This is a genomic window from Rhizobium sp. ZPR4, from assembly GCF_040215725.1.
Taxonomy (GTDB): domain Bacteria; phylum Pseudomonadota; class Alphaproteobacteria; order Rhizobiales; family Rhizobiaceae; genus Rhizobium; species Rhizobium rhizogenes_D.
Map to the genome: position 1 here is coordinate 857054 of NZ_CP157968.1, position 25819 is coordinate 882872.

Genomic DNA, 25819 nt, shown 5'->3' on the forward strand with positions numbered 1-25819 from the left:
ATGCCCATGGCAAATGGTGGAAAGGCCGAAGACAGAAAGATCGTGCTCATCGTGCGCGACACCCGCCTCGACGAGCTTGTCACGCGCTTCAATACGGTCCAGCAGGCGCAGTTCTATGTCGAGCATCTGGGCGCGGATTTCGGTGACTATCTTGCCGAGCAGCAACACTATCAGTCGGCAGTGCGCGATGTCGAAGCAAGCCTGCGCACTGTCGCCCGGGTGCAGACGCTCAACCGGCGCTATCTCGCAAACTTCATCTTCGGCGTCGACGATCTCGTCGTCGTTTTGGGGCAGGACGGCCTGGTTGCCAATACGCTGAAATATCTAGACGGCCAGAATGTGCTTGGCGTCAATCCGGACCCGAAGCGATGGGACGGCGTCTTGTTGCCATTCCAGGCGGCCGATGTTCGCCGGATCATGCCGGAAGCTTTGGCGCAGCGCCGGCCGCTCAAGCGCGTGAGCATGGCCAAGGCGGCGCTCAACACCGGCGAAGTGCTCTATGCGGTGAACGACCTTTTCATCGGCCCACGCAGCCATGTTTCGGCCCGTTACGATCTTCGGGTCGGCGAACGGCACGAAAGGCAATCATCGAGCGGTATTATCGTTTCGACGGGTATGGGGTCGACGGGATGGCTGAAAAGCCTCTATGCCGGCTGGGCGGGAGCGGCTGCAAGCTGTGGCGTGGAGCTGCCGGCTGGCATTGCCGACGCCTCGTTTCCCTGGGATGCAGACTTCCTGCATTATTTTGTGCGGGAACCGTTTCCTAGCCGGACGACGGGCGTTTCGCTGGTTTCGGGGCAGGTCGGGGCGGAGATGCCGATGACCGTGATGTCTGAGATGGCGGAGCATGGCGTCATCTTCAGTGATGGTATCGAGGCGGATTTTCTCCCCTTCAATGCCGGAACGCTGGCGACGATCGGTCTTGCTGAGCGCCAAGGTTTGCTGGTGACATAACGACAATCGGCCCGCTTCGTCGAAGGAAGCGGGCCGATTGTCGAATATCTCAGACTTTTTATGCGGCCGAGAACGGGACGGCGACGAAGGTCTTATCACCATTGCGCTCGATCAGGAGCAGGACGGATTTGCGGCCATCCTTGCCGGCCTTGGCGACGGCCATCTGCACCTCATGGGCGTTTCGTACCGGCTGATCGTTGACCGAGACGATGATATCGCCGGTCTGGATGCCGGCAGCCGCGGCCGACTTGTCCGGATTGACGCTGGCAACGACTGCGCCCTCGACGCCATGCGGCAGGTTCAGCTGCTGGCGTACGTCGGGCGTCAGATTGGCAAGGCCGACGCCGATGCTTGGCTGGTTCGAGGGCTGGACCTTGCCGTCGCCGGCATCATTGGCAGCCTGCTTGCTGTCGTCATTGCCGCCGATGGTGACACTAACGTCCATGCTCTTGCCGTCGCGCCACAGCGTGACCGAACGCTTGTCGCCGGGAGAGAGATCGGCGACCAGTCGCGACAGGTCCTTCGGTGTCTTGACGGTCTCATTGCCGACAGCCGTGACGATATCGCCGCTCTTGATGCCGGCGCGCGCGGCCGGGGTATCGTCATTGACGCTGGCGACGAGTGCACCCTGGGTCTGCGAGAGGCCCATGGCATTGGCGATATCCGAAGTCACCGGCTGAATGGCGACACCGAGATAGCCATGATCGATCGAACCGTTCTTCTCCAGCTTGGCGACGATTGCCTTGGCCTCGTCGGAGGGGATGGCGAAGCCGACGCCGACGCTGCCGCCATTCGGCGAGTAGATGGCGGTGTTGATGCCGACGACATTGCCTTCGCGGTCGACCAGCGGGCCGCCGGAATTGCCATGGTTGATGGGGGCATCGATCTGGATGAAGTCGTCATAGGGGCCGCTATGCAGGTCACGGCCGCGGGCCGAGACAATGCCGGCGGTGACGGTCGTGCCGATACCGAAGGGGTTGCCGATCGCGAGGATCTGGTCGCCGAGCTTCAGCTTGTCGGAATCGCCCCAGGCGATGGTGGCGAGCGGCTTCGGTGCGTTGATCTTCAGGACGGCAAGGTCAGACTTGGCATCGGCGCCCAGCAATTTGGCAGGCAGCTCGGTGCCGTCATCGAGCGTCACTTTGATATCAACCGCGTTCTGAATGACGTGGTTGTTGGTGACGATGATGCCGTCAGGGCTGATGATGAAGCCGGAGCCAAGCGCCATGGCGCGCTGGTTCTGTTGTTGGTGCGGCATCTGCTTCGGGAAGGGGATACCCTGATTTTCGAAGAATTGCCGGAACTGCTCGTCCATCGGCGAGTTGCTGCCGTCGGCGCTGGTGTCGGTCGCCTTCATGGTGGTGGTGACGGTGACGACAGCCGGCTTGTCGGCGTCGACGATCGGGGCGAAAGAACCGCCGGGCGCGATGATGCCAGCAGGCTCGGCGGCCGAGGCGACGGTTGCGGATGTGCTGAAGGCAAAAGGCAATGCGCCGGCACCGACGATGATGGCGGCGCCGACGATAGCGGCTGTGCGGTGCTTGCGGAGGAGAGATGACATGGCAAAAGTCCCTTGCGAGATTGTTGGCGAACTGGCGTCTTGTCCATGTCCGGGACAGGCGTCGAATGGAGCCGCGTCAATTCGTTTCGGGAGCCTTTGTTTCCCGCCTTTACTTTGGGGAGACAGAGTATAAAACCGAACTGGCGCTGAGGAGTAATATGATCCGCCAGTTGTCTTTTACAAATTAAATATTGATCATGTTTATATTGCGAAATGTTAAGATATTACATGAATTTAATGTTGGTTGACCGGAATTTTTCCATATTTAAAGCTGCGGTGCCGGCCACCGCTTGAGCGCTTCCGTTCCAAGATCGGTCAAAGCGTAGATGCCGCGGTCGATGCGCTCGAACCAGCCATAGACGTTATCTCTCAGAATTTGCGGGGCCTTCGGTGCCGCCTCACGCATATCCTTCGGGCGTTGCATGCCGCTTTCGATCGCTGCCGCGCAGGCAAGGGCCTGTTGGCGATAGGCGGTCATGATCGGTTTGCGGGTGCTGCCGCCAAGTGCCGGGTCGCCCTTGCGCCGCCGATGCTCTTCAACAAGACGTGATCTGCGGCGCGCATTCTTGCGCGGCATCGGCGAAACGGGGCTGACGATGACATCGACCTGGTCGTTGTCTGAGATGGTCAGCATACCGAAGCCGAGCCGACGGCAAAGATCGCGGAAGCGGCGATCGCCTTCGCGCCCCTTGCCCTTTGCCGAGACGCGGGCGGCGATCCAGACTTCGTCGCTGGCCGCGGCGCGGTCGACGGCCTGCAGGATCAGCTCGAGATTGAAGGTCATCTTCAGCTCGCAGATGATGACGACGGGCGGTTCGCCATCACTCAGGCCGACGAGATCGCAGCCGCCGATCTCGCCTTTCACCGCATAGCCGGCAGCTTCGAGAAATGATTTGATCGGGAGATAGAGCGCCGTTTCCAAATCCGCCTCCGAGCTTTGCATATCCGCATGAGATTAGCCGATTCGGTTAACCAGAACGTCGATAAAGCCATGGATGCGGGCGGCAAAGTCAGGTCCAGACATGTCGCAAGCCGGTTCATCAAACAAGGAGTTCCGTGCGCGTAAGATGCCTCTTTTGCCGCAATTCACCCAGCACTGACGTCATCGATATAGACAAGCCAAATCCGCCATAAAACAATGAGCTTCTAAACCGCGTCACTGTGCCGGGGAAATTCCAGCGGCGTAATTGTTCAGTATTTCAATGAGATAGTACGAAGTCCGCGTGTGGCTAGTTGGGATGGTTTTCGTATGGAAACATGGCTTGTGGTCTCGAATTGCCAGACATTCGGTCTTGCAAATTCCCTGAAGCTTCTTGGCCCTCGTTTCCATATCGATGCAATGGACATATGGGCATTCAGGAAAAGCATCGAAAAATACAAGAAGGAACTACCCCGCTATTTCAGGGTCCTCCTCCATCCGCAGTTTCGCAGCCTCGACTTCGATTTCGGCATTGCGCAGAATCTTGATTTCATTCCCTCGATCAATTTCGACGCCTATCATCCAGACATTTGCTACGCATTTTCGGATGGCCCGATCGAAGGCCCGATGGGGTCCTATCATTCCATGATCGTTCTGGCGGCATACGAGGCCGGGCTCGGGATAGAGGCAACCCGGAAGCTTTTCCGGCGGGATGTCTTTGAAGGCTGCGGCTTCTTCGCACGATGGGAACAGGAGCGGGCGCAGCTTCTCAAGCACTTTGCGGAACATGGCCTGGATATTTTGCCCTCGTTCACGCAGTGGTCTCGCGGCGATGCTTTCATGTATTCGGTGAACCATCCCAAAATTCATTGCATCTACGATATTGCCCGTGCGTTCCTGAAGCGGCTCGGGGTCGAGCCTGTCGATGGTGAGATCATGCCGGCAGATAATCTCCTGAATGGGCCATGCTATCCGGTCTATCCCGAGATTGCCGAAGCCTTTGGAGCCCGCGGCTCATATCTCTTCAAGCTGCCGAATGACTATCGGCTCATCACTCTGGAGCAGTTCATCGAATTCAGCTTTGCCGTCTATTCGCGGCTACCACCCGGCTCCATCCTCGTCGAAGGGGCGGTTCGTGCGCGTTATGAAAAGGTCAAAGCAGTCGTGGCGGAGGCAGCCTGATGACAAACCCCTATGCCGGGATAGAGAACTACCAGCTCTGGCGGCGATCCGTGGCGCGGATCGAGACGCATCTTTTCGATCCGGTGGTCAATCCGAAATTCCGTCTGAACAGAACGACGAAGATCGCGACGGCCGGCAGCTGCTTTGCCCAGCATATTTCCCGGCAGCTCCAGCGTATCGGCTTCCATTACTTCGTTCCCGAGAATGGGGAGGGACTGCCGGAGGATGAGCGTACCCGCCGGAATTTCGGCGTTTTCTCCGGGCGCTACGGCAATCTCTATACCGCCCGGCAGCTGCTCCAGCTATTCGAGGAGGTTTTCGAGAAGAGAAAGCCTGCCGAGAAGGCATGGCGGCGTGAGGATGGGCGCTATGTCGATCCCTATCGACCCCAGATCGAACCGGATGGCTTCGAAACGATCGAAGCCGTGGTAGAAGCTCGAAACCAGCACCTTGCCAGCATTCGCTCGGTCTTCACGCAGGCCGATGTGTTGGTCTTCACGCTTGGGCTTACTGAAGCATGGCGATCGAAGATCGACGGCTCGGTATTTCCGCTTGCGCCCGGAGTGGTCGCAGGCTCCTTTGATCCCGAGCAGTACGAATTCATCAATTTCGGCGTCGCTGATGTCGAAGCCGATCTCTTGACCTTCCTGGGGAAGCTCAAGAAAAGAAACCCGCGCATCAAGCTGTTGCTGACCGTTTCCCCGGTGCCGCTCATTGCCACCTATGAGAACAGGAACGTGCTTGTATCAACGACCTATAGCAAGTCGGTCCTGCGGGTGGTTGCGGATCAGGTCGTTTCGCGTTTCGATTGGGTCGATTATTTCCCTTCCTACGAAATCATCACGGGGAGCTATGCCGGCGGTCTTTATTACGAGGCCGATTATCGCGAGGTGAATTCACGCGGCGTCGCTCATGCGATGCGTTGTTTCGTCAAGAACTACGCTTCCGACCCATCGCCAGCGGTCGGGAGGGACACAGAACCACAAATAGTGGCGATCGAGCCGTCGCGCCGGGATATCATCTGCGACGAGGAGGCGATCGACGCCATCCGCGCCTAGTACTTTCAGATTGCTGTTTTCAGATTGCGCGACGCAAGAAAAAGGGCCGCTGATGCGGCCCTTTTGTCAAGCATGATTGGCTTCTCAGGCTTTGAAGTCCAGCTTGACCTCGCAAGCGCCGATCGAGGCCGGCAAGAGCGGCTTGCGGATGCGCTGGCCGAACTGGCGCTTGAAGCCGAAGATGTTGCCGATCAGGCTCTTGGTATAGAGGCCGGGGCCGCTCGAATAGATGCGCCAGCCGCCATCTACGGCGATGTCGCCCGCCTTGACGCCCCCCCATTCCGACGAAGCCTGATAGCGGTCGTCGAAGGCCGCGTCACTGCTGCTGAAATAGGTGTTGCGCTGGCGGAGCGAGGCGTGCTCCACCCGGCCGCTGACAGCGATCGGGTTGGCAACCGCCAGCGCCGCCCAGACGGCCTCCGCGTCGTCGTCGAGGGCGAGCGCCTCGCAGTAGCGCAGATGGGCATGCACGTACATGAGCCCGATCTCGCGGCCGAAGAAGGCCGAGGATTCGGCGCGCCGGAACAGTTTTTCCGGGCCACCGGAATAGGTCGCCGGCTTTTCCATCAGGCGAACGCCGTCGGGGAAGAGCAGGTTCTCGCGGATGATCTTCATATGGGCGTGGCGCTGGTCAGGCGTGAAGAGGCCGCCGATCATCGGCTGGGTCATCGCGATCAGCGAATAATGCAGGCCGGTGCGGGTGTCCTCGGGATGCAGCAGAAGTTCGACGCCGTCATGGCTTGGATCAAAGACGCCGTAGCCGGCAACGACGCCATCGCGCATCAGGAGCCGGTTGAAATCGGCGCGCATGGCAACCGCGGTCGCCTGAAGCGACTGCGCTTCCTCATTGCGGCTTGCAAGCGTCAGGATGTTGGCATAGCGCACCAGCTGTTCGTAAAGCAGGGATACCGTCCAGCTGCTGACCATCCAGTCGCGCAAATGCGGATCGGCCGGCTGCAGGCTATCGTTCCAGTCGCCCTCGCCGTAGCGGATCAGGCTTGTGCCAGGTACGAAGCGGCTGCGGACCGTGTCCAGCAGCTTTTCGATATGATCGGAGATCGTCGCACGTTCCGAGGTCAGTTGCATGGTGTCGTCGGCACGCCATGGGACCATCTCGGCGAGGAAGGTGATGTCGCCGGTCGCCTCGATATAATCGCAGAGCGCCTTCAGCGGCCAAACGACGATATCGCCATGCGCCTCGCCGGCGCGGATATTGGCGTAGGGCTCCAGCATGAACCATTGCGGCCAGTCGCCGCGATCGCGGTACTGCTCGGAAAAGAGCGTGGAGAGAATCTGCCGGACTTCTTCGTCATGCTCGTAGGCGATCAGGAATTCGATCGGCCCCTGGCAGACGTCGCGCGTGCCCCAGGCAGCGCCCGTATATTGTTCGAGCCCATGCGGTACACTCAAATGCACGATGGCGTCATGCGCGATCCAGGGCAGCATCACAGCCTGTGCCTCTACATCGCGGCCGTTGCCGTCGATACGCGCGTCTCGCGTCACATGGCTCCAGAAGCGCTGGGCCGGTGCCAGCATCTCTTCGCTGTCGACACCGGCGCTGTAGCGCGCAGCAAGGGCTTCGGCCGCATCCGGATCGGTCATCGATCCCGTGACGGCAAAACGCAGTGCCTTCGTTGGTTTCGATTTCAACGCAATGAACGGGCCATTGCGGGTAGCGCCATCGCTGTAGAGCAGCTCATCGCCGCCGACTGCCTCGACCGCGTCCGGCGTCGAGGTGACGAGGTGATAGCCGGCCTTCGGGTAGCGATCCCACAGCCAGGATGGCTGCGGACGGAAGGAGATGCGCTTGGCGGCCGCATCCACCGCAATATTGGCCACCGCTTCATAATCTCGTTCGCCGAGCACGATGTGGCCGAAGACGAGGAAGCGGCAGGCTTCGCCCTCCACCGAGACGCTCCACTGCATGGCCGGATTGTCGCCGGAGGCGATTGCCGAGACGGTGATGGTGCGGCCGGGGAGCTTGTAGATCCAACGCGTGTCACTCAAGCCCATTTCGAAGGCGGCGGGTACGCCAAGCAGATGCCAGCCGTCACCGAGGTCGACAAGGATACGCAGGCCGCTCGATCGCGTCAGGTTGTACGGGTCGCGGGAAACGGAGAACAGCTTGTGGAAGGAGGTGTTGCCGATGGTCAGCTGCGCGGCGAAGATGCCCTGCATCCAGCAGGTGGCCGCCAGCGTCTGGTCGTCGAGCAGCATGTTCTGGCCGCTGCGGACGATGGCGCCGTGACGGCGCGCCACCAGCCGTTCTTTTTCGCGCAGCACGATATGCCTGTTATGTGGCCCATCCGGCACGAAGAAGGAGATCAGCTTTCCATCCGCATGCTCTTCCAGCATCCGCTCGGGATAGAGCGCATCGATCGCGGTTTGATCCAGGTCGTCGCTCTCGGCAAGCGGCGCATCCTGCACGAGGCTGCGGGCTGATTGCGCTGATACTATCGCGTCCATTGCCAACTCGCGCTGAAGCTTCGGCAGGCCATCGAGATGGGCAAGATCGGCATCGCTGGAGGCGGCCGGATGATCGGCGATGAAGAGGCCGAAGAAGGTCGTGGTGGTTGATGCACCTGCTGCAAGGGAAAGCGGCTTCGACTGGATTGTCGGGCAGGCGACCTCATGCTGGCGGCGCACGCTTGGCAGGTCGCTGCCGAAGCCCGGTACCATGACGCCGTCGTTGCTCTCGGAGGGTACGAGGAGCTGGATTGCATCGGTCGCGTAAGCCGCTGCACCTTCGAGGCAGCCTTGCGCGAGCCACGGATTTCGTCCGCCACCCTGCTTGAGGTTCTGCCGGTTCATGATGACCGGGCCGAAGGCGGCATGGCCGGCGATATGATGGTCGATATATTGCGAAGCATAGGCTTCGCTATTCATCAGGAAGCCACGATCGCCGAGGCCAACGTCCTGAACGAGGATGAGATCGGCCGAAAGCGCCGCATTGGTGCCGTTTTCCAACGAGATTTGCCAGAACCATGCGGTCTCATTCGGGTGCAGCCGCAGGCTGGCCGTGTGTCTGACACCGGCCGTCTCGCCGCTCCAGGCAAAACCGCTCTTGCCATGGCCAAACTTTACCGCAGCCTTGGGTCCGACGATTTCGGCTGTTGCCGGCTTTGCGCCGCCGACGCGCAGATAGAGCCGGCCGATGCCGCCATAGACAGGCGAACCGAGCACCTGGTTGATCATGACGCCGCCCTTTTGGTCGGCGAAGTCGATCGAAAACAGTGTGCCGTTCGGCAGGGCCGAAGCCGATAGACCGGCATTGTTGCCGAGCGTGATAAGACCGAGTTCTTCGCGGCGGGGCGTTTGGAAACTGCGATTGGAGTCCGAGGACATAAGCGTAATCTCGCTGATTCATGGATCGGATGGGAGGCACTAGATCACAAGGCGGCGCCCGATCATAGGAGGCAATTCGCCATTGATCCGTGCAATCTTTTGTGACGATTTGCCGAGGACGCGGGGTCCGATCCGGCGCAATGCGCCGGATCTTTTGGTGCGCGGACGCACGGTTTCAATGGTGCGGAGGCTGGGCAACCTGGTTGGCCATGCGCATGACAGTCGAGAGATCGGCATCGTCAAAGGCTTCTTTGGAGATGCCTTTGACCTTGAACGTCCTGCTTTCGCCAGGCGCGAGATTGACCAGCATGTCGTCGACCTCGGCATTCGGGCTGATACGGTCGACGAACAGGCAGACATCGCGCAGGAGCGACTGCGCCGTGATGGTCACGGTGATCCCGTCCGCCATCTGGACGCTCTCGATGTCGAAGCGGGGCTGCGGGTATTGCAGCTTCATATCCTTTTCGAAGAACCACCAGGCTTCCGCATCGCCGAGGCGGGCGCGCAGGAATTCATGGCGCGGATCGCCCGGTGTCGCAACCTCGGCCGGGATCTCGATATCTGCATTCTCGAAACGATCGCACAGAACGCGCCAGACGTGGTGGCGGGCAAGCAGCTTGCCGGTGAAGTCGAAACGCTCGACGGTGAAGGGTACGCGCCAAAACAGGGTCGCGTCGTTGACGGCGACTGCGGCCAAGCCATCGCCGCGCGGCTGGATGGTGAGGAGATGCGGCGCATAGCTATGTTTCAAGGCGTACCAGAGCGGCTTCTTCCGGCCGGCGCCATCGACAGCCGCCCAGGAGGTGACCGGCCAGCAATCGTTGAGCTGCCAGACGATCGTGCCCATGCAGGTCGGCCGATGCGAGCGCATATGATCGATGCCGAAACTGATCGCCCGCGCCTGGTTCAACTGCGTGACGAAAAGCCAGTCGTCGAAATTTTGCGGGCGGGGAAACCAGCCCTCCAACCCTTGCAGAAGCTTGTCGTTGCCGCCGGTTGCCTTCTGGTGATGCAGGACGGCAGGAGAGGCTGGCGCGCGGTCTTTCTCGCGCACGGACTGGGCAAGCGTTGCGAAGGTCGGTGGCGCCTGCCAGCCGAATTCGGAGCAGAAGCGCGGGATATAGTTGCGGTAGGTCTCGTAGCCCACCTCGTTCCAGACGTCCCAGATGTGCCTGCAGCCGTGTTCATCGGCATTCGGCGCGATCTCCATCGAGCCGGAATAGGGGCTGCCTGGCCAATAAGGTCGTGTTGGATCGATCCCGGCCACCAGCTTTGGCAGCAGATCGAGATAGTAGCCGGCACCCCACGGACGATTGCCGAGCACATCCTGCCAGCCCCAGTCGAAATAGCCCCAGATATTCTCGTTATTGCCGTTCCAGATGACCAGCGAGGCATAGGGCATGAGCCTTGTGATGGCCTCGCGGGCTTCCGCCTCGATCTCGCTATAAACCGGCTCTTCCTCAGGATAGGTGGCGCAGGCAAACAGGAAATCCTGCCAGACCATGATGCCAGCGGCATCGCATTCCTCGTAGAAGGTATCGGTCTCATAGATGCCGCCGCCCCAGACGCGCAGCATGTTCATGTTGGCGTCGCGGGCCTGAGCGATTCTTTCCCGATAGCGCTCTCGCGTCACGCGCGGCAGGAAGCAATCGTCAGGGATCCAGTTGGCGCCGCGGGCAAAGACCGGCACGTCGTTGACGACGAGGGTGAAGGCGGAGCCGATCTCATCCGGTGTCGTATCCAGCCGCACGGAACGGAAGCCGACGCGCCGCTTCCAGCCGTCGAGTGCCGCACCATCGGAGCCGAGCAGTTGCAGGTCGAGATCGTAAAGCGGCTGGCCGCCCATTCCATGCGGCCACCAGACCTGCGGATTGTCGATGCGGCATTCGATCAGCGCATGGGTCTCTCCTTGCGCGACACGAACTTCCGCGCGCTTGCCGCCGATGAAGAGGACAAGGGCCGCGCTATCCGTGCCCTTGTCGGCCCATTCGATCTCGACATGCAGGCGCGCAACGCCCTGGCTGCCCTGTAGTGTGATTTCCGGGCGAATGCTGCCGAGACGCGCCTTTGACCAGTTCTCGATGACAATCGGCTTCCAGATGCCCGAGGTGACGACTGTCGGACCCCAGTCCCAGCCGAAATTGCAGGCCATCTTGCGGATGAGGTTGCTCGGGCCGGGGTAATTCTGGGGAATATCGGCGGCGCTGCCGAGCTGCTTGCGCACCTCATCGCCATGCTCATAGGCGGATTGGAAATCGACAATCAGCTCGTTGCGGCCGCTTTTGAGGTGGTCGCCGATGTCAAAGCGATAGCTGCGATGCATGTTGCGGGTTTCGCCAAGCGCGGTTCCGTTCAGCTCCAGGCGCGCAGCTGTATCGAGGCCGAGGCATGAAAGATCGATGCGCTCGGCGTCCTCGCCGTCCCAATCGAAGGCCAGGCGGTAACGCCAGGCGGAGCGACCGATCCAATCCTGAGAGATCTCGTTGACGTCGAGATAGGGGTCGGTGATCAACTGCGCCGCCATCAGGTCGAGATGAACGTTGCCCGGCACGGCGGCAGGTATTGCGTTCGGCAGGGCCGGTGCGCTGGAGGGTGCGCGAAGGCGCGAGATGGTCCAGCCGGTGTCGAGCGTCTGTCTTTTCATGTCATGTGTCCGTTATGGAATGTTTGTCTCAAACAGCCTTTGGCGCGATGAACTGCAGGCCCGCCTGCAGGTGGCGGTTCATATGATAGGCGTAGGCGATTCGATCCCGTTGTTCCAACGCTTCGATGATAGTGCGATGGTCATTATAGGCGCTGTCGACGGCCTCGCGAGAGCGCTTGCCCGCCTCCATGAGCCGCTGCAACAATGGCTGCAGAATGCCATAGACTTGTGACAGAGTCTGATTGCCGGCGAAGCCGACAAGAGCGGCATGAAACCTGAAATCGAGCTCCGCGGCCTCGGTCAGTCCTGGCGCGGCTTTCATCGCGTCATTGATGGAGCGCAGCCTGTCGATGGCGGCTTCATCGAGAGTTTCGAACAGAAGGTCACTGAGATTGACCTCGATGAGGCGACGAAACCCCTGGATATCGAGAAAGCTTTCCGCCGATATGTCGATGGCGAAGGAAAAAAGGTCCATCAGCGCCTGCTGGCGGCGATCCGTTATGACGGCGCCGACCTTTTGGCGGCTTTCGACGATGCCGTAGGCCTTCAGGATGCGGATCGCTTCGCGCACCGTATTGCGGCTGGCATTGAACATGGAAGCGAGCTCCGCCTCCGAGGGTAGCGCGTCTCCGAGACCGAGATTGCGCTCGCGCATCAGTCGCCGCAATGCGTCGACCACCTGATCGACCGCTGAAGCTCTATCCTCGATATCAGCGGTTTTTGCCACCGTCTCTCCTCCGTTGTTGAAAGCATATTGTTGGTCAATAATGGGTGTCAAGCGACATGGAATGATGGACATTTCGCTTTTCAGCGGTATTTTGACCGACAAATGGAGGGGTGTCGCATGGAAAGCTGCTGGCGTTGGTTTGGTCCGAAAGATCTCGTTCCGCTTTTGCACGCCCGCCAGGCCGGCGCGACAGGCATCGTCACGGCCCTGCACGAAGTCTCGCATTCGCGCGTCTGGACGCCGGCCGAAATCGAGGCGCGAAAGGCACTCGTCGAGGCGGCGGGATTGCGCTGGAGCGTCTGCGAATCGATCCCGGTGCCAAGCGCCATAAAGCTCGGCGGCGCAGGCGCAAAAGCTGCGATCGGCGTCTGGAAGGACAGCCTTGCGAATCTCGCCCGCTCCGGCATCAAAACCGTCTGCTATAATTTCATGCCGGTGGTCGATTGGACACGCACGGATCTGCGCTTCGAAATGCCGACCACGGCATTGGCCCTGCGTTTCGACATGGTGGAGTTCGTCGCCTATGACGTCTTCGTCCTGCGCAGGAAGGGTGCGGAAGAAAATTATGCGCCGGACCTGGTGCAGCGTGCCGAGGAGCGTATGAAGGGACTCTCGCCGCAGGCCGTACAGCGATTGGAGAACAATATCATCGCCGGTCTACCCGGCGGCGAGGACAGCTATGGCCGCGAAGCCATCCGCTCTGCCATCGCCCTTTTCGACGGAATGACAGCAGAAGATCTCCAGGCCAATCTCGACGCTTTTCTGCGGGAGGTCGTGCCGGTTGCCGCCGAATTCGGCGCCAGGCTTGCGATCCATCCCGACGATCCGCCCGTCTCGCTCTTTGGCCTTCCGCGTGTTGTCTCGACTGTGGTGGACCTGCGCCGCATCCTTGGTAGCGTCGATGACCCAGCCAATGGTTTGACGCTCTGCGTTGGATCTCTCGGCTCTCGCGCCGACAATGATGTGCTTGCCGTTGCAAGAGAATTCGCCTCGCGCATCAATTTCGCGCATCTGCGCGACGTTGCGATCGAAGCCGATGGATCCTTCGTGGAAGCCTCACATTTGGAGGGACGCAGCGATATGTATGCCATTCTGCGCACATTGCTCGTGGAGGAGGCGCGGCGTCGCAAAGAGGGCCGGGAAGACCATATGATCCCGATGCGGCCGGACCATGGGCATCTTATTGGCGATGATATCGATAAGCCGACCAATCCCGGCTATTCCCTCATCGGTCGCCTGAAAGGCCTTGGCGAGCTGCATGGTGTCATCCATGCGATCGGCAAGACGGGGCTTTGAACCTCACGGTATTTGCCGCTCTATATCGGTGAAACGGGGCAAAGGGAATAAAGCCTCCCGTTGCATATTCGGTAGGCTTTTGCCTAAAGTTTAGTCTTGTTACAATTTTGATTTTATTTAGTTTTTTCGTCTATCAATGTCCAATTCGCTAATCTTCAAACTCGAATTGGCAAGGTCGACCTTCCTATGAATTCCGTTTGGCTCGATGCCCCGAACGATGATTTTCGGTCGCTTTTCAAGACGCATCCGTCGCCGATGTGGGTCTATGATCCGCAGACGTTGAAGTTTCTGATCGTCAACGATGCGGCCCGCGACCTCTATGGCTATAGCCATGCGAACTTCGCGGTCATGACCGTGCTTGACATCAGGCCATCCGTGGAACGCGAGCGCATGCTGGATGCCGTGCACCACCGCACCGACATTGAGACGGCACAGCGCTGGACGCATCTGAAGGCGGATGGCGAGACGTTCGAAGTACTGACCTATGGGCGGGAGATTCGCTTCAACGGCAAGATGGCGATACTGGCGATCGTGCAGGACCGCACCGAGGTCAATGCGGCACGGCGGCAGGTGGATGCCACCCAGTCGCTGCTCGACAGCATCGTCGACAATCTTCCCGTCGGCGTCTTCGTCAAGGATATGGAGCGGGATGGCCGCTATATTCTGTTCAACGAGGCGTGCGGCGGTATCGTCGGGCAGGCCGCACAGGATATGATCGGCAAGTCCGATAGGGCCATATTCTCGGATGAGCAGACGGCGCTTTTCCGGGAACAGGACAAGCTTGCCTTCGAAACTGCCACAACCGTCTACTTCGAGGAAACCATTCACACGGTAGATGGCGCGTTGCGTATCCTGAAGACGGCGAAGCGGGCGCTGCCCGCGCCGTCAGGGCAAGTACCGCGCTATGTTCTCGGCATTTCCCAGGATGTGACCGAGGAGCGCAGCGTCGAGGCGAGGCTTGCGCATCTTGCCATGCATGATTCCCTGACAGGCCTTCCGAACAGAGCCTTCTTTTCCGAGAGCATCGTACGGCAGGTGGCTGCCGCCACACCGGAAAAGCCAATCGCGCTGCTCTACATCGATGTTGATCATTTCAAACATATCAACGACAGCAAGGGGCATGCCGCGGGTGACATGCTCCTGCGTCAGGTTGCCGAACGCCTCCAGCAGCTTGCCGAGAGGAGTGATCTCGTCGCGCGCCTGGGCGGCGACGAGTTCGCGCTGGTCTTGAGGATGATGGATGCCGGGCGAGCCCGGCGCTTCGCCGATCTGTTGTTGCAATCGCTCTCTGCACCCTTCGATCTCGATGGTGTGCGGGAACATGTGACCTGCAGCATCGGCATTGCCATGGCGCCTGAACATGGCACTGACGCCGATGTCCTGATGCGGGATGCGGATCTGGCGCTCTATGCAGCCAAGGCCAGCGGCCGCTCAACCTATCGTTTCTACCAGACGGAAATGAGGCTCGAAGCTGAACGGCGCCACCAGCTTACGCTGGAGCTTCGCGAGGCGTTGCAGAACGACGAATTCGAACTCCATTACCAGCCGATCATCCGGCTGGACGAGGATGTTCTTTCCGGCTTCGAAGCTCTGATCCGCTGGCGTCATCCCAAGCATGGGCTCATTGCGCCAGCGGAATTCATCCCCGTCGCCGAAGAAACCGGGATGATCGTGCCGATCGGCGATTGGGTGCTAAGGGAAGCCTGCCGGACCGCCATGGAATGGCCCGGGAACCTGAAGGTCGCCATCAACCTATCGGTCTATCAGTTTCGTCATGCGAGCCTGCTGGCCACCGTCGTCTCGGCGCTCGAGGAAACAGGCCTTTGCCCTGGGCGCCTCGAAATCGAGGTCACGGAATCCATCCTGCTTTCCGAGGTCGAGCAAAGCCTGTCGCTGCTGCGTGCTCTCAAAGAGCTGGGTATCCGCATAGCGATCGATGATTTCGGCACGGGCTATTCCTCGCTCAGCTATCTGCGCTCCTTCTCTTTCGACAAGATCAAGCTCGATCGCAGTTTCGTTGCCGGCATGGATGCCGATCCCGGCAACCTCGCAATCGTGAGGGCAGTGGTCGGCATAGCCTCCGGCTTCAATGCCGTGACATTGGCCGAAGGCATCGAGACGGAAGCGCAATTGGCGAAATTGCGGGCCGAGGGCTATCATGAGGTACAGGGTTTTCTTCTCGGACGGCCAATGCCGCGTGAGGATGCCTTGGCGCGAATTCTCAGTGAGACCTATCCCGCTCGGACTTTACGTGCCCGAAAGCCAGCGCATGGATGACCGCCGAAGCGGTTGGCGTCGCCGTCGCGAAAAATAGTCAAAAAATTTGGTTCCCGTTGTCGGGAAGGGTGATTGACCTGCGTCCTTGGGATAGCCCATCGAAAAGGGCATGACACGATGAACCGTTCCCAAGGAGACGAACATGACCGATACAGCAGATCAGACGCAGTCCCAGCCGCCGCGCGTGCCGGTTCGTGGTGGTGTCGTCGCCTATTTGACGGTAGACGGCGCGGTCAAGGCGGCCGAATTCTACAAGCGCGCCTTCGGTGCCGAACAGGCCTTCATGTATCCGGTCGATGAAAAAGGCCGGACCATGCACATCCATCTCTACATCAACGGCAGCTCGGTCATGCTCGGCGATGCTTTTCCGGAATATGGCCATGCGCTGGAAAAGCCGCAGTCCTTCACCATGCAGCTCGTTGTCGATGATCTTGATTTCTGGTGGAAGCGGGCTGTCGATGCCGGAGCCGAAGTCGTTGTCGAGCCACAGGTGATGTTCTGGGGCGATCGCTGGGGCCAGCTGCGCGATCCCTTCGGCGTTGCCTGGGCGATGAATGCGCCGGTCAACGGCTGATACAATAATGCCCTCGGTCCTTACCGCGCCGAGGGCACTTCTTTCGATGCGGCTGCGAAGACGCTAATCGGAAAGCAGGGTCCGCGTGAGAGGATGCTCGGCATCCGTAAGCCCGTCCAGAACCGAATAGTGATGTTTGTCCGGCTCGACGACTACCGCAGTTGCCGCGCCGAGCCCGGTCCAGATATTGGCCAGCAGTGCATTTTGGCGGATGAATTCGGCGCGCTCGGCACCGCCGACCCAGCAGGTGAGGCGAATGCTGTCGACCGGCTCGAGAAGTGCGGGACTTTCGGCTCCCGCCTCGGCATCATCGATGCGAAGCTCCTTGTTCATCTTGCGCTTCATGATCGGACGCAGATCGTGCACGCCGGAAATCGCAAGCACGTGACGGATGCGCTCGCGGATCGCCTCGCCAAGCGGCGAGGTCGTTGTCATCATCCGGGCAACAAGTTGACCGCCGGCCGAATGGCCAGTCAATATAATCGGACCTTCGACCAAATCGGCCGCTGCCGTAATCGCCGCTGCGATTTCCTTGCCAATTCCGCCGATGCGATTATCTGGGCAGAGCGTGTAGGACGGGATCGCCACGGCATAGCCGGCCGCAATCGAGCCGGCCGCCAGATGCGACCAGTAACTCTTGTCCAATTGCAGCCAGTAGCCGCCATGGACAAAAACAACCAATCCCTTCGGCTGGCTTTCGGGCAGGAAGAGATCGAAGCGATTGCGCGCGGCCGGACCATAGACGAGATCGAGCTTTGCGCGTCCTGCCGCCGTCAACCGGTCGCGGAAGGATTTTGCCGGCTCGACCCAGGCTGCAGGCCATTGATCGCCGTCGACGATATAGGCGCCGTTGGTGTAGACGGCCTCCCAATCGGTGACCTTGAAATAGCTCATCTTCGGCTCCTTCTTTCCAGCGGTCGACGCGTGGTGATCAGGTCACGGCCGCACGCACCGTAAAGCGTGCTTCCTTCCATGATCCGCTGCTCAGAATGTCCTCCAGCACCGTCACGGCTCGCCAGACGTCGCGATAGCCGACATAGAGCGGCGTGAAGCCGAAACGCAATGTCGAAGGTGCGCGGAAATCGCCGATGACGCCGCGCTCGATCAGCGCCTGCATGACTTCGTAGGCATTGCTATGGATGAAGGACACCTGGCTGCCACGCTTCTCGCTGTCGCGCGTCGTCTCAAGCTCCACGCCATATTGGCCGCATTTGGCTTCGACCAAGCGGATGAAGAGATCGGTGAGCGCTATGCTCTTCCGGCGCAAGGCTTCCATGTCCACCTCGTCCCAGATGGAGAGTGCCCCCTTCAATGCCCGCAAGGACAGGATCGGCTGCGTGCCGCAGAGAAAGCGCTTGATGCCGGCGTCGCCGTCGAAGCTCTGTTCGAAGGCAAAGGGGCGGGCATGGCTCCACCAGCCGCTGAGCGGCTGGACGATCGAGGCGTGATGACGCTTTGCGGCATAGATGAAGGCTGGAGCGCCCGGGCCGCCGTTCAGATATTTGTAGGTGCAGCCGACGGCAAAATCGGCACCGGCACCATCGAGATCGACGGGCAGAGCGCCGGCGCTGTGGCACAGATCCCAGATGACGAGTGCGCCCGCCGCCTGGATGCGCTTCGTCAGCGCCGCCATGTCGCGCAGTTCGCCGCTCTTGTAGTTGACGTGATTGATGAGCACGACAGCGACGTTTTCATCGATCAGTTCCTCGATGGTGTCGGCATCGCGGCCTTCAAGACGCAACGTGACGCCGGGCCGGGTCGAGACGACGCCTTCCGCCATATAGAGATCGGTCGGGAAACTGTCGCCCTCGGCGACGATGACGTTGCGATCCGGTCGCATAGCGAGTGCCGCATGCAAGGTCTTGTAGATGTTGATCGAGGTGGAGTCGGTGACGACAGTCTGGCCTTCGGCAGCACCGATCAGCCGGCCGATGCGATCGCCGAGCTCAAGCGGCAGGTGAAACCATCCGGCGCTGTTCCAGCTGCGGATCAGGCCGTTGCCCCATTCCTCCATGGCGGCCTGACGGACTTCGGCAAAGACCTCGTGCGAGGCCGCGCCAAGTGAATTGCCGTCGAGATAGATGATGCCGGCGGGCAGGGCAAAGCGGCTGCGAAAAACGCGCAGTGGGTCGGCCTCGTCCATGGCCTCGACGGCCGCGAGATCGGGAAGGCTATCCATAATGTCGTTGCCTCGTAAATTTATTCGCGAATGGTTTCTCGGGTGGCGGCTCCGCCGCGGCTGCGGCGGATGCTCGGCAGCGCCAGCATGATCAGCACGAACAGGCCGGTTGCGAGTTTGAGGTTCGGCGGCGGCATGCCGGCGGCAAGGCAGAGCGATACGAGCTGGTAGTAGATGATCGAACCAACGAAGGGCGCGAGCAGCTGACGAACCACGGTCTGCTTGCCGGTGAAGGCTTCGCCGATCATGAGCGCCGCCAGGCCGTTGATCAGGATGCCGATGCCCATGTTGACGTCGGCAAAGCCTTGCGACTGGACCATGAGTGCACCGCTCGCCGCGGAAAAGGCGCTGGCGATGCCGACACCGCCGATGGTGGCAGCCCAGACATTGATGCCCTGCGCCTCAGCCATATCGGGGTTGGAGCCGACGGCGCGCATGGCGGTGCCCTTTTCCGTCTTGAAGTAGAGGTTGAGGGCGATCAGCACGATAACGGCAAGCAGGCCGGCAATGACGATCTTGCTCGCCGGAAAACCGGGCTCGGTGAATGGCACGACATCGAACACGGTTGGCGCGCCGAAGACCGAGAGGTTCGACTTGCCCATGATGGCAAGATTGACGCTGTAGAGCATCGTCGACATCAGGATGCCGGCGAGCAGCGTATGGATGCGGAAGCGTAAGTGAATGAAGGCCGTGCAGCAGCCGGCTCCGAGGCCGACGATGAAAGCAGCGATAATCGCAAGCGGCGGCGCGACCCCGGCGGCAAGCAGGATGCCACAGACGCAGCCGCCGAGCGGAAACGCGCCTTCGCTGGTCAGATCCGGAAAGCTCAGCATCCGGAACGGGATCATGATACCAAGGACGACAAAGCTCAGGATGAAGCTCTGCGCCAGTGTGACCGGGATGAGCGAGACGAAGCTCGAAACGGTTGTCTGAATGAAGTCCATCATGATCTCAGCTCACCAGCAGCATTCGGTCGGTCTTGACGGCGAAGTGGCCGATCAGCTCGGGCACGGTGATGCGCCGCTTGCCATCGCCGGTAATTTCGAGATGGACGCGGCCGGCATCGAGCATGATGATGCTGTCGCCGAAATCGACGGCGTGCTGCATGTTGTGCGTGACCATGAGGGTCGTCAGCTTCAGCGCCTCGACGGTGCGCACGGTTGCCTGCATGACGATATCGGCGGTGCGGGGATCGAGTGCGGCCGTGTGTTCATCGAGCAACAGCACGTCGGGCGAGCCGCCGACTGCCATGATGAGAGACAGCGATTGACGCTGCCCGCCGGAAAGAAGCTCGACCTTGGTGTCAAGCCGGTTCTCCAGGCCAAGGCCGAGAACGGCGAGGCGTTCCTTGTAGGCGGCGAGACGGGCGGCATTCAGGCCGGGACGAAATCCGCGGCTCTTGCCGCGCAGTTCCGCCAGAAGCATGTTTTCACCGACCGTCATGCTGGCAGCGGTGCCCTTCATCGGGTCCTGGAACACGCGAGCCAGGCGCGCGGCGCGCTTGTGGACCGGCATGTTCGTCACGTCATTGCCATTGATGAGGATCTGGCCGGAATCGAGGCTGAGAGCACCGGAAATCGCGTTCAGCATGCTGCTCTTGCCGGCGCCGTTGGAGCCGATGACGACGCCGAATTCGCCTGTCTTGAGGGAGAGCGTCAGGCCGTTGAGCGCGACCTTCTCGTCGGGCTGGCCTTTATAGAAAACCTTGCGCGCGGATTTGATATCAAGCATCCGTGCCTCCCCTGCAGTGTAGGGTTATGAAATGGCGGCGTCCCTGACGCCGCCATGGATCGGATTGATCCCTAGAAGATGCCGCCTATCACTTCGTGAAGCAATTGCAATCGGCAAGCGAAGCCGGGACTTCGGCGCCGAATGCTTTCAGCACGGTCTTGTTGATCAGCGGCGCGTGATCCTTATAGGCCGGAACGGCGGGCTTGATCGTCTTCGGATCGGCACCCTTGAGGATCTGCGCGGCGATCTTGCCGGCATTTTCGCCGACCTGCTCGTAGTTGACGGCAAAGCTTGCCGGCACGACGCCATTGCGGACAGCGGCGTCATCGGAGTTGACGATCGGGATCTGCGCCTGGCGGGCGGCGGCGGCAACGGCTGGGATTGCCGGCTGCAGGAGGTTGGAAGCTGGCGTGTAGATCACGTCTGCCTTGCCGGCGAGCGAGGCGATGCGCTGCTGGATGTCGTTGACGTTGTCGACGCCGACTGGAACCACTTCGAAGCCGGCTGCCGGGGCTGCCGCCTTGACCTTGTCGATCAGCGCGACGTCATTGGCTTCGCCCGGATTATAGGGAACGCCGATGCGCTTGGCATTCGGAAGCAGCTTCTTGGTGAAGGTCAGGATGGCGGAAATATCCTGCAGGTCGCTCGAGCCGGTGATGCCGGTGTCACCCGCGTCCCAGGACGGGACGAGCTTGGCGGCGACCGGATCAGTGACGGCAGTAAAGACGATCGGAATGCCGGAGCCGGCAAGCGCCTTCTTGGCGATCTGCGACACAGGCGTCGTCACCGTGTACATCAGCTTCGGATGTTCGGACTGCAGCTTGGCAATCATCTGCGGAACGAGCGAGGCGTCGAAGCTGGTGTTGCTTTCGGAATAGACGACATCCTTGCCTTCGACGAAGCCGTTATCGGCAAGAGCCTTCTTGAAGCCGGCGATCGAAGCATTGAGCTGCGGATGCTCGCCAAAATTGGCGATTGCGATCTTGATGGGCTCGGCCGATGCGGTTGCAACGCTTGCTGCAAAGGCGCCGGCGACAGCGAGGCCGGCCAGCCATTTGGACGTAGATCTCAGCATATTTTCCTCCCGGATGTGACAAGGAGCCGTGTTCCGCCGGCTCTCTTGGGCAGGGATCATAGCGGCTGCTGCAATCCTGTCAATTTGTGATATATGATATACACCGCAGGCGCCTTTGATATATATTTTCCTGTTGCGGCTATATTATATATAATCCGCGGCTAGGGAGGATCGGGACAAGCGCCATGCAGGATAAGGATGCGTTGAGCAAGACGGAGGTGGCCTATTGGCTGTTGCGGCGCGATATCCTCAACACCAAGCTCAGGCCCGGCGCTTCTTTGCGGCTCGGGGCTCTTCGCGATACTTACGGCGTCGGCTGGACGCCGCTTCGCGAGGCGCTTTCGCGGCTGGAAGCCGAGAAGCTTGTTACTGCGATCAGCAATCGGGGCTTCGCGGTCGCTCCCGTATCGCGCGCCGAACTGGAGGACCTGACACGGGCGCGCATGGTCGTGGAGCTGCCGCTACTCATGGAGTCGATCGAAAAGGGCGGTCCCGATTGGGAATCGGCCGTCGTCACCGCACACTATCGCCTCTCACGCTGTAAGATCGTGCCCGACTCCGCCTCGGAGGAGATGGCGGACGAATGGGATGAGAAGCACAACGCCTTTCATGCCGCGCTTGTCAGCGCGGCAACGTCGAACTGGCTCCAGCGTTTCCAGTCCACCATCGCGGATCAGCTTCGCCGCCATCATCGTTTTCTCGGCCTTGCGCCGACGCAGCGCGCGGCAGCTGGTCTTTCGATCGGCTATGAAAAAGCGGTTGCCGCCCTGCAGGACGCCATGGCGATCGAGCATCATACGGCACTGATGGAAGCGGCTCTCGACCGGGATCTGGTACGCGCCAGAGCGCTGATGACCGAGCATATCGGTTACACGCTGCAGGTTTATATCCGCTCGGAAGCCAGTGGCCCCGGGCCGTCCGCTGCGCCCCAGACGTCGTGACGCCAAGGCCGGAAGACAAGTCGTCGTCGAAACCCACCCACGACACAGGCAAAGAGCCATTGCCGTCGACATCGTCAAACGCAGGATCAATCTTCCGTCTCCCCATTGGTGCCGAAGTGCAGATGCCAGTCGGATTTCACAAACACAATGTGTCCAGTGCCTTCCTGGTAATGGATCAAACCTGCTTCAGTCGTGTTGATCATGATCCCCGAAGAAAGGGTACCACCACCTATCATCTTCGCGTCCGGCATGTCCCATTGAGTATAGCCGGCAAGGAAAACGCGATTGTCGAAATCGCAAACGACTATCCCGTCCATGCCATCTGCAAGGACGTGATCGCCTGCTGCCACCGGTTGGCCAGTCGAATATCGCATCCGCTCCTCCCAAACTTTTTTCCTAAACTACCAGCCTTGCAGCCCGTCCGTTTTTCCGTTCGGCACTGTTATAGTAGCTTACGGCGTGGGCTACCGACTTATGCAAGGACTGCTGCATGGCCTCTTACAACGAAACGCCGCGGTTGGCGGCCTCGGAGGAGAGGGGAGGCGATATTGTTCGGATCGGCGCGCGCCTGTTCCCTATTCCAGCATTTGAAGATCAGTCGGCTCTGGATGTGCGCCCGCTGCCGTTAGCATCGCGTGGACTTGACCCCGATTGTGTGTCTGATGGTTGAAAAGCTGCATGACACAGAGCGCCTTTGGCTTCTCGATCCGGGTGGAGCCATCACCGGGATACCACACGAGCATCCCCTCCATGTCCGCGTCACGCAATCTCGCGGACCACTCTTCGATTTCCTCGTTCCTCTCCACACGGAGCGCCTTGAAGTCAGGCCAATCCGATGGACTTGTAAGAGAGTGCCTGATGGTTTTCTCCGGACGCTCGTTCCCTTTTAATCGCTCCAATATCAGGGCATCGGCCCAATAGAGATGGTTTAATGTAGCTGCGATCGATTGGAAGAACGCACCTCGATCCTTCCAGCGCTCCTCGTTGGTGAGCCCATCGGCGGCCGTTACCAAAGAACTATTTTGCCAGGTGTTGTAACGGGCCATAAGTCGGCAGTATCCGGCTGAGATCATTTCTCATCCTCCAAAAGACATCGATGCGTGGCTGGAATACAGTGCCGGACGAATATTTTTGTCCTATGCAATCCGCGTCATATTGCTGGGCGTAAGGCTGTACGCCTGAGCGACGGTATTTGCTGCACTGGGAGTAGAGATTAGGCTCTTTGCTGTTCTCTGACAACCCTAAGCTTGCATCACGGGGTACCTTCTAAATGGCAAACCTTGCCGCCCGCCCGTTCTTCCGCTCGGCGTTGTTGTAGTAGCTTGCGGCTTGCGCCACCGATCCATGCAGCGACTGCCGCATCGCCTCCTGCAGGGAGACGCCGCGATTGGCCGCTTCGGGCAGATAGCCCGATCGGAGCCCGTGCGCCGAAACACCTCCGGATCGAGACCTGCCTGCACCTGCTTTTCAGGATCAGATTGACCGACTGCGGCGGCCTCAATCCAGTTCCTCAAGGCCTCGACCGGCCGGCCGATCAGAACGACGTGGACTTGGTCGTCCGCGGTCGTCGTCTTTGTGCGGCCGAGATTGATGGTGAGACATGGCAGGAGAGGGGAGGCGGTATCGTTCGGATCGCCGCGCCCAATTATTGATGTCTGGCGTGACATCTCAAATGCCGGCATACCATTCGTAGCCACGATCCTCCCAAAATCCGCCATTGCCGCCCCAGAGATCATCAAACCGATCACGGATTTCGATGCGCATGACGTATTTGGCATGTTTGTAGCCAAGATGACGCTCGACGCGCAGGCGCAAGGGGGCGCCGTGTTCGACTTCCAGATCCTTGCCGTTGAGTGAGTAGGCGAGGATCGACTGCGGGTGAAAGGCATCGATCAGGTCGATGCTCTCGTAATAGCGGCCGCTGCCATCGAGCGTCTGTTCCAGTTCATCGGCACAATAGAAGACAGCGTAGCGAGCGCCTGGCTTCAATCCGGCAGTCTGCAGGATCAACCCGAGAGGAACGCCCTGCCATTTACCGATGGCGCTCCAGCCTTCGACGCAGTCGTGGCGGGTGATCTGGGTGCGGGAAGGCAGTTTCTTTAGGTCGGCCAGCGAAAATTCCATCGGCCGGTTGACCATGCCGTCGATCTTGAGACGCCAGTCGGCGAACTTGGTTTCGACCATCTGGACATATTCGGCGCTGTTTGGCTGAATTGATCCATTCGGATGAAAGCTCGGTGAAATGTCCGCGTCGGTATATTCTCGGGCAAGCGTTTGCGGCGAAACTATGAGCCGCTGTGTGCCCATGGTTAGCCGCTCAGCCAGAGCGAGCACCTTCTGCACGTGTTGGTTCTGAGAAATGTCGTCGCATCCGGTCAGGCCTACGGCGCCGAGGCTCGCGGCCGAGCCGATAAGAAAGCGGCGGCGGGTGAAAATGGAGCTCATCGATCGGCCTCCTCGTTGATGATCGCGTAGCGGCCGGTCACCATCGAACGCATGTTGTTCCAAACACCGGAGAGAACGACCATTGCGATATGCACGACGACGAAAGCCACCAGGCTCCAGGCGGTGATGAAATGAATGGAGCGGGCCGATTGACGGCCACCGAAAATATCGAGCAGGAAGGGGTAACCGGCGTCTATCGCGGGTGACATGGTCAATCCCGAGCCGATCATCAGCGGTAGCAGGATGAAGATGACGATGAGATAGGTCAGCTTCTGCAGTGCATTGTAGCGCCGTGCCTTTTCGCCTTTCGGGAAGCGCAGGCGGGCGTGGTCCTTGATCTCATGCCAGATGTTTCCGGGCCGGATATCTTGTATCGTCGGCATCAGATCGCGGCGGAAATGAGCGCCGATCAGGCCATAGGCCATGTAAACGAGCCCATTGATGACAAACAGCCAAGCGAAGAAGAAATGCCAACGCCGGCCAGCCGCAAGATCCTGGTAGCTGGGTATCGTCGCCCAGGCCGGGAATGCGCGCGGCGTCATTTCGCCGTCGGCCGTGGAAGCACCGAGCACACCGGTGGTGGTGATCGACAACCGGCCGATGCGCAATATTCCGGTGATGTTGTCGCCATTCTGATTGCTGGCGATTTCGAACCACGATGGATCTTCAACGGCGCCGTAATTGCCCCAATGCAATTGCGGGTCGGCATTGAAGATCTGCATGCCGCTCATCAGCAGCAATGTCAGACACAGCACGTTGATCCAGTGGGTCATCCGCGTGAGAACCGAATGACGGCGAATGAAGATCTTGGCGGGGCGAGATGGTGGCGCGGTGCCGATCTCTTCGATGCTTGCCATGGATTACTCTCCTGACGTGTCGCCGGGAAGCGGCATCTGAAATTACGTGCTGCG

The 25819-nt window shown here is 59.9% G+C and carries 21 protein-coding genes and 2 pseudogenes; 7 read left to right on the top strand and 16 right to left on the bottom strand.

All coding sequences use genetic code 11. From position 1 onward, the window contains the following. Entirely contained in the window at positions 1–954 is a 954-nt protein-coding gene (locus tag ABOK31_RS23515) for a sugar kinase (protein ID WP_234910366.1), read from the top strand. Between the two features lie 58 nt (positions 955–1012). Here the strand turns inward: ABOK31_RS23515 and ABOK31_RS23520 are convergent, their stop codons facing one another. Next, entirely contained in the window at positions 1013–2515 is a 1503-nt protein-coding gene (locus tag ABOK31_RS23520; protein ID WP_349961175.1) for a DegQ family serine endoprotease, read from the bottom strand. A gap of 265 nt (positions 2516–2780) precedes the next feature. Then, on the bottom strand, positions 2781–3437 hold the full coding sequence (locus ABOK31_RS23525; RefSeq protein ID WP_349961178.1) for a DUF2161 family putative PD-(D/E)XK-type phosphodiesterase: 657 nt from the start codon (positions 3435–3437) through the stop codon (positions 2781–2783). 327 nt (positions 3438–3764) lie between these two features. Between ABOK31_RS23525 and ABOK31_RS23530 the strand changes: the two genes are divergently transcribed. Beyond that, positions 3765–4616 (top strand): WcbI family polysaccharide biosynthesis putative acetyltransferase, encoded by an 852-nt coding sequence (locus ABOK31_RS23530; RefSeq protein WP_349961181.1) that lies wholly within the window; start codon positions 3765–3767, stop codon positions 4614–4616. After that, positions 4616–5674 (top strand): GSCFA domain-containing protein, encoded by a 1059-nt coding sequence (locus tag ABOK31_RS23535; RefSeq protein WP_174182066.1) that lies wholly within the window; start codon positions 4616–4618, stop codon positions 5672–5674. The genes ABOK31_RS23530 and ABOK31_RS23535 overlap by 1 nt, the downstream gene beginning before the upstream one ends. 84 nt (positions 5675–5758) lie before the next feature. Here ABOK31_RS23535 and ABOK31_RS23540 read toward each other — a convergent pair whose 3' ends face one another. From ABOK31_RS23540 to ABOK31_RS23550, 3 genes are all read right to left on the bottom strand, one after another. Then, a complete protein-coding gene (locus tag ABOK31_RS23540) occupies positions 5759–9019 on the bottom strand; it encodes a cellobiose phosphorylase (protein ID WP_349961182.1) in 3261 nt (1086 codons plus the stop codon). Positions 9020–9194: 175 nt separating this feature from the next. Continuing rightward, on the bottom strand, positions 9195–11663 hold the full coding sequence (locus ABOK31_RS23545) for a glycoside hydrolase family 2 protein (protein ID WP_349961185.1): 2469 nt from the start codon (positions 11661–11663) through the stop codon (positions 9195–9197). Positions 11664–11691: 28 nt separating this feature from the next. Continuing rightward, positions 11692–12390, bottom strand: a complete 699-nt coding sequence (locus ABOK31_RS23550; RefSeq protein ID WP_174182072.1) for an FCD domain-containing protein — start codon at positions 12388–12390, stop codon at positions 11692–11694. A 117-nt stretch (positions 12391–12507) separates the two neighbouring features. Here ABOK31_RS23550 and uxuA point away from each other — a divergent pair, with 117 nt between their 5' ends. The 3 genes from uxuA (at position 12508) to ABOK31_RS23565 (ending at position 16537) form a co-directional block, all read left to right on the top strand. Beyond that, the gene (uxuA, locus tag ABOK31_RS23555; RefSeq protein ID WP_349961187.1) at positions 12508–13686 is read left to right on the top strand and encodes a mannonate dehydratase; all 1179 of its coding nucleotides are present in this window, start codon (positions 12508–12510) and stop codon (positions 13684–13686) included. A 186-nt stretch (positions 13687–13872) separates the two neighbouring features. Continuing rightward, entirely contained in the window at positions 13873–15963 is a 2091-nt protein-coding gene (locus tag ABOK31_RS23560) for an EAL domain-containing protein (RefSeq protein ID WP_349961189.1), read from the top strand. 142 nt (positions 15964–16105) lie between these two features. Next, positions 16106–16537: a glyoxalase/bleomycin resistance/extradiol dioxygenase family protein gene (locus ABOK31_RS23565; protein ID WP_174182079.1), complete on the top strand. Its 432-nt coding sequence runs from the start codon at positions 16106–16108 to the stop codon at positions 16535–16537. 63 nt (positions 16538–16600) lie between these two features. Here the strand turns inward: ABOK31_RS23565 and ABOK31_RS23570 are convergent, their stop codons facing one another. From ABOK31_RS23570 to ABOK31_RS23590, 5 genes are all read right to left on the bottom strand, one after another. Further along, a complete protein-coding gene (locus tag ABOK31_RS23570) occupies positions 16601–17431 on the bottom strand; it encodes an alpha/beta hydrolase (RefSeq protein ID WP_349961191.1) in 831 nt (276 codons plus the stop codon). Positions 17432–17468: 37 nt separating this feature from the next. Beyond that, positions 17469–18716 carry a kynureninase gene (kynU, locus tag ABOK31_RS23575; RefSeq protein WP_349961193.1) on the bottom strand — a complete coding sequence of 416 codons (1248 nt, stop codon included), beginning with the start codon at positions 18714–18716 and terminating at the stop codon, positions 17469–17471. Positions 18717–18736: 20 nt separating this feature from the next. Continuing rightward, positions 18737–19660 (bottom strand): ABC transporter permease, encoded by a 924-nt coding sequence (locus tag ABOK31_RS23580; protein ID WP_349961273.1) that lies wholly within the window; start codon positions 19658–19660, stop codon positions 18737–18739. A gap of 7 nt (positions 19661–19667) precedes the next feature. Continuing rightward, complete coding sequence (locus ABOK31_RS23585) at positions 19668–20447, bottom strand: ABC transporter ATP-binding protein (RefSeq protein ID WP_349961195.1); 780 nt, start codon at positions 20445–20447, stop codon at positions 19668–19670. A gap of 88 nt (positions 20448–20535) precedes the next feature. Continuing rightward, positions 20536–21522, bottom strand: a complete 987-nt coding sequence (locus ABOK31_RS23590) for an ABC transporter substrate-binding protein (RefSeq protein ID WP_349961197.1) — start codon at positions 21520–21522, stop codon at positions 20536–20538. Between the two features lie 185 nt (positions 21523–21707). Between ABOK31_RS23590 and ABOK31_RS23595 the strand changes: the two genes are divergently transcribed. Further along, on the top strand, positions 21708–22463 hold the full coding sequence (locus ABOK31_RS23595) for a GntR family transcriptional regulator (protein ID WP_349961198.1): 756 nt from the start codon (positions 21708–21710) through the stop codon (positions 22461–22463). 86 nt (positions 22464–22549) lie between these two features. Here the strand turns inward: ABOK31_RS23595 and ABOK31_RS23600 are convergent, their stop codons facing one another. The 6 genes and pseudogenes from ABOK31_RS23600 to ABOK31_RS23625 form a co-directional block, all read right to left on the bottom strand. Beyond that, positions 22550–22837 (bottom strand): hypothetical protein, encoded by a 288-nt coding sequence (locus ABOK31_RS23600; RefSeq protein ID WP_349961200.1) that lies wholly within the window; start codon positions 22835–22837, stop codon positions 22550–22552. A 22-nt stretch (positions 22838–22859) separates the two neighbouring features. After that, positions 22860–22994 (bottom strand): annotated as a pseudogene (locus ABOK31_RS23605) (integrase); the annotation flags it as partial. Positions 22995–23038: 44 nt separating this feature from the next. Continuing rightward, a complete protein-coding gene (locus tag ABOK31_RS23610) occupies positions 23039–23536 on the bottom strand; it encodes a DinB family protein (protein ID WP_349961202.1) in 498 nt (165 codons plus the stop codon). Between the two features lie 193 nt (positions 23537–23729). Next, positions 23730–24133 (bottom strand): annotated as a pseudogene (locus ABOK31_RS23615) (integrase); the annotation flags it as partial. Further along, positions 24132–24908, bottom strand: a complete 777-nt coding sequence (locus tag ABOK31_RS23620; RefSeq protein WP_092708181.1) for a molybdopterin-dependent oxidoreductase — start codon at positions 24906–24908, stop codon at positions 24132–24134. The gene ABOK31_RS23620 and the pseudogene ABOK31_RS23615, both read right to left, overlap by 2 nt. Then, entirely contained in the window at positions 24905–25765 is an 861-nt protein-coding gene (locus ABOK31_RS23625; RefSeq protein WP_349961203.1) for a cytochrome b/b6 domain-containing protein, read from the bottom strand. Before ABOK31_RS23625 ends, ABOK31_RS23620 begins: the two co-directional genes overlap by 4 nt. Positions 25766–25819: the final 54 nt, after the last annotated feature.

What these genes read in the sequence shown, in the direction of transcription:
- ABOK31_RS23515 (WP_234910366.1), top strand. Translation starts at nt 1, where the DNA reads ATGCCCATGGCAAATGGTGGAAAGGCCGAAGACAGAAAGATCGTGCTC.
- ABOK31_RS23520 (WP_349961175.1), bottom strand. Translation starts at nt 2,515, where the DNA reads ATGTCATCTCTCCTCCGCAAGCACCGCACAGCCGCTATCGTCGGCGCC.
- ABOK31_RS23530 (WP_349961181.1), top strand. Translation starts at nt 3,765, where the DNA reads ATGGAAACATGGCTTGTGGTCTCGAATTGCCAGACATTCGGTCTTGCA.
- ABOK31_RS23535 (WP_174182066.1), top strand. Translation starts at nt 4,616, where the DNA reads ATGACAAACCCCTATGCCGGGATAGAGAACTACCAGCTCTGGCGGCGA.
- ABOK31_RS23540 (WP_349961182.1), bottom strand. Translation starts at nt 9,019, where the DNA reads ATGTCCTCGGACTCCAATCGCAGTTTCCAAACGCCCCGCCGCGAAGAA.
- ABOK31_RS23545 (WP_349961185.1), bottom strand. Translation starts at nt 11,663, where the DNA reads ATGAAAAGACAGACGCTCGACACCGGCTGGACCATCTCGCGCCTTCGC.
- uxuA (WP_349961187.1), top strand. Translation starts at nt 12,508, where the DNA reads ATGGAAAGCTGCTGGCGTTGGTTTGGTCCGAAAGATCTCGTTCCGCTT.
- ABOK31_RS23560 (WP_349961189.1), top strand. Translation starts at nt 13,873, where the DNA reads ATGAATTCCGTTTGGCTCGATGCCCCGAACGATGATTTTCGGTCGCTT.
- ABOK31_RS23565 (WP_174182079.1), top strand. Translation starts at nt 16,106, where the DNA reads ATGACCGATACAGCAGATCAGACGCAGTCCCAGCCGCCGCGCGTGCCG.
- ABOK31_RS23570 (WP_349961191.1), bottom strand. Translation starts at nt 17,431, where the DNA reads ATGAGCTATTTCAAGGTCACCGATTGGGAGGCCGTCTACACCAACGGC.
- kynU (WP_349961193.1), bottom strand. Translation starts at nt 18,716, where the DNA reads ATGGATAGCCTTCCCGATCTCGCGGCCGTCGAGGCCATGGACGAGGCC.
- ABOK31_RS23580 (WP_349961273.1), bottom strand. Translation starts at nt 19,660, where the DNA reads ATGGACTTCATTCAGACAACCGTTTCGAGCTTCGTCTCGCTCATCCCG.
- ABOK31_RS23585 (WP_349961195.1), bottom strand. Translation starts at nt 20,447, where the DNA reads ATGCTTGATATCAAATCCGCGCGCAAGGTTTTCTATAAAGGCCAGCCC.
- ABOK31_RS23590 (WP_349961197.1), bottom strand. Translation starts at nt 21,522, where the DNA reads ATGCTGAGATCTACGTCCAAATGGCTGGCCGGCCTCGCTGTCGCCGGC.
- ABOK31_RS23595 (WP_349961198.1), top strand. Translation starts at nt 21,708, where the DNA reads ATGCAGGATAAGGATGCGTTGAGCAAGACGGAGGTGGCCTATTGGCTG.
- ABOK31_RS23600 (WP_349961200.1), bottom strand. Translation starts at nt 22,837, where the DNA reads ATGCGATATTCGACTGGCCAACCGGTGGCAGCAGGCGATCACGTCCTT.
- ABOK31_RS23610 (WP_349961202.1), bottom strand. Translation starts at nt 23,536, where the DNA reads ATGATCTCAGCCGGATACTGCCGACTTATGGCCCGTTACAACACCTGG.
- ABOK31_RS23620 (WP_092708181.1), bottom strand. Translation starts at nt 24,908, where the DNA reads ATGAGCTCCATTTTCACCCGCCGCCGCTTTCTTATCGGCTCGGCCGCG.
- ABOK31_RS23625 (WP_349961203.1), bottom strand. Translation starts at nt 25,765, where the DNA reads ATGGCAAGCATCGAAGAGATCGGCACCGCGCCACCATCTCGCCCCGCC.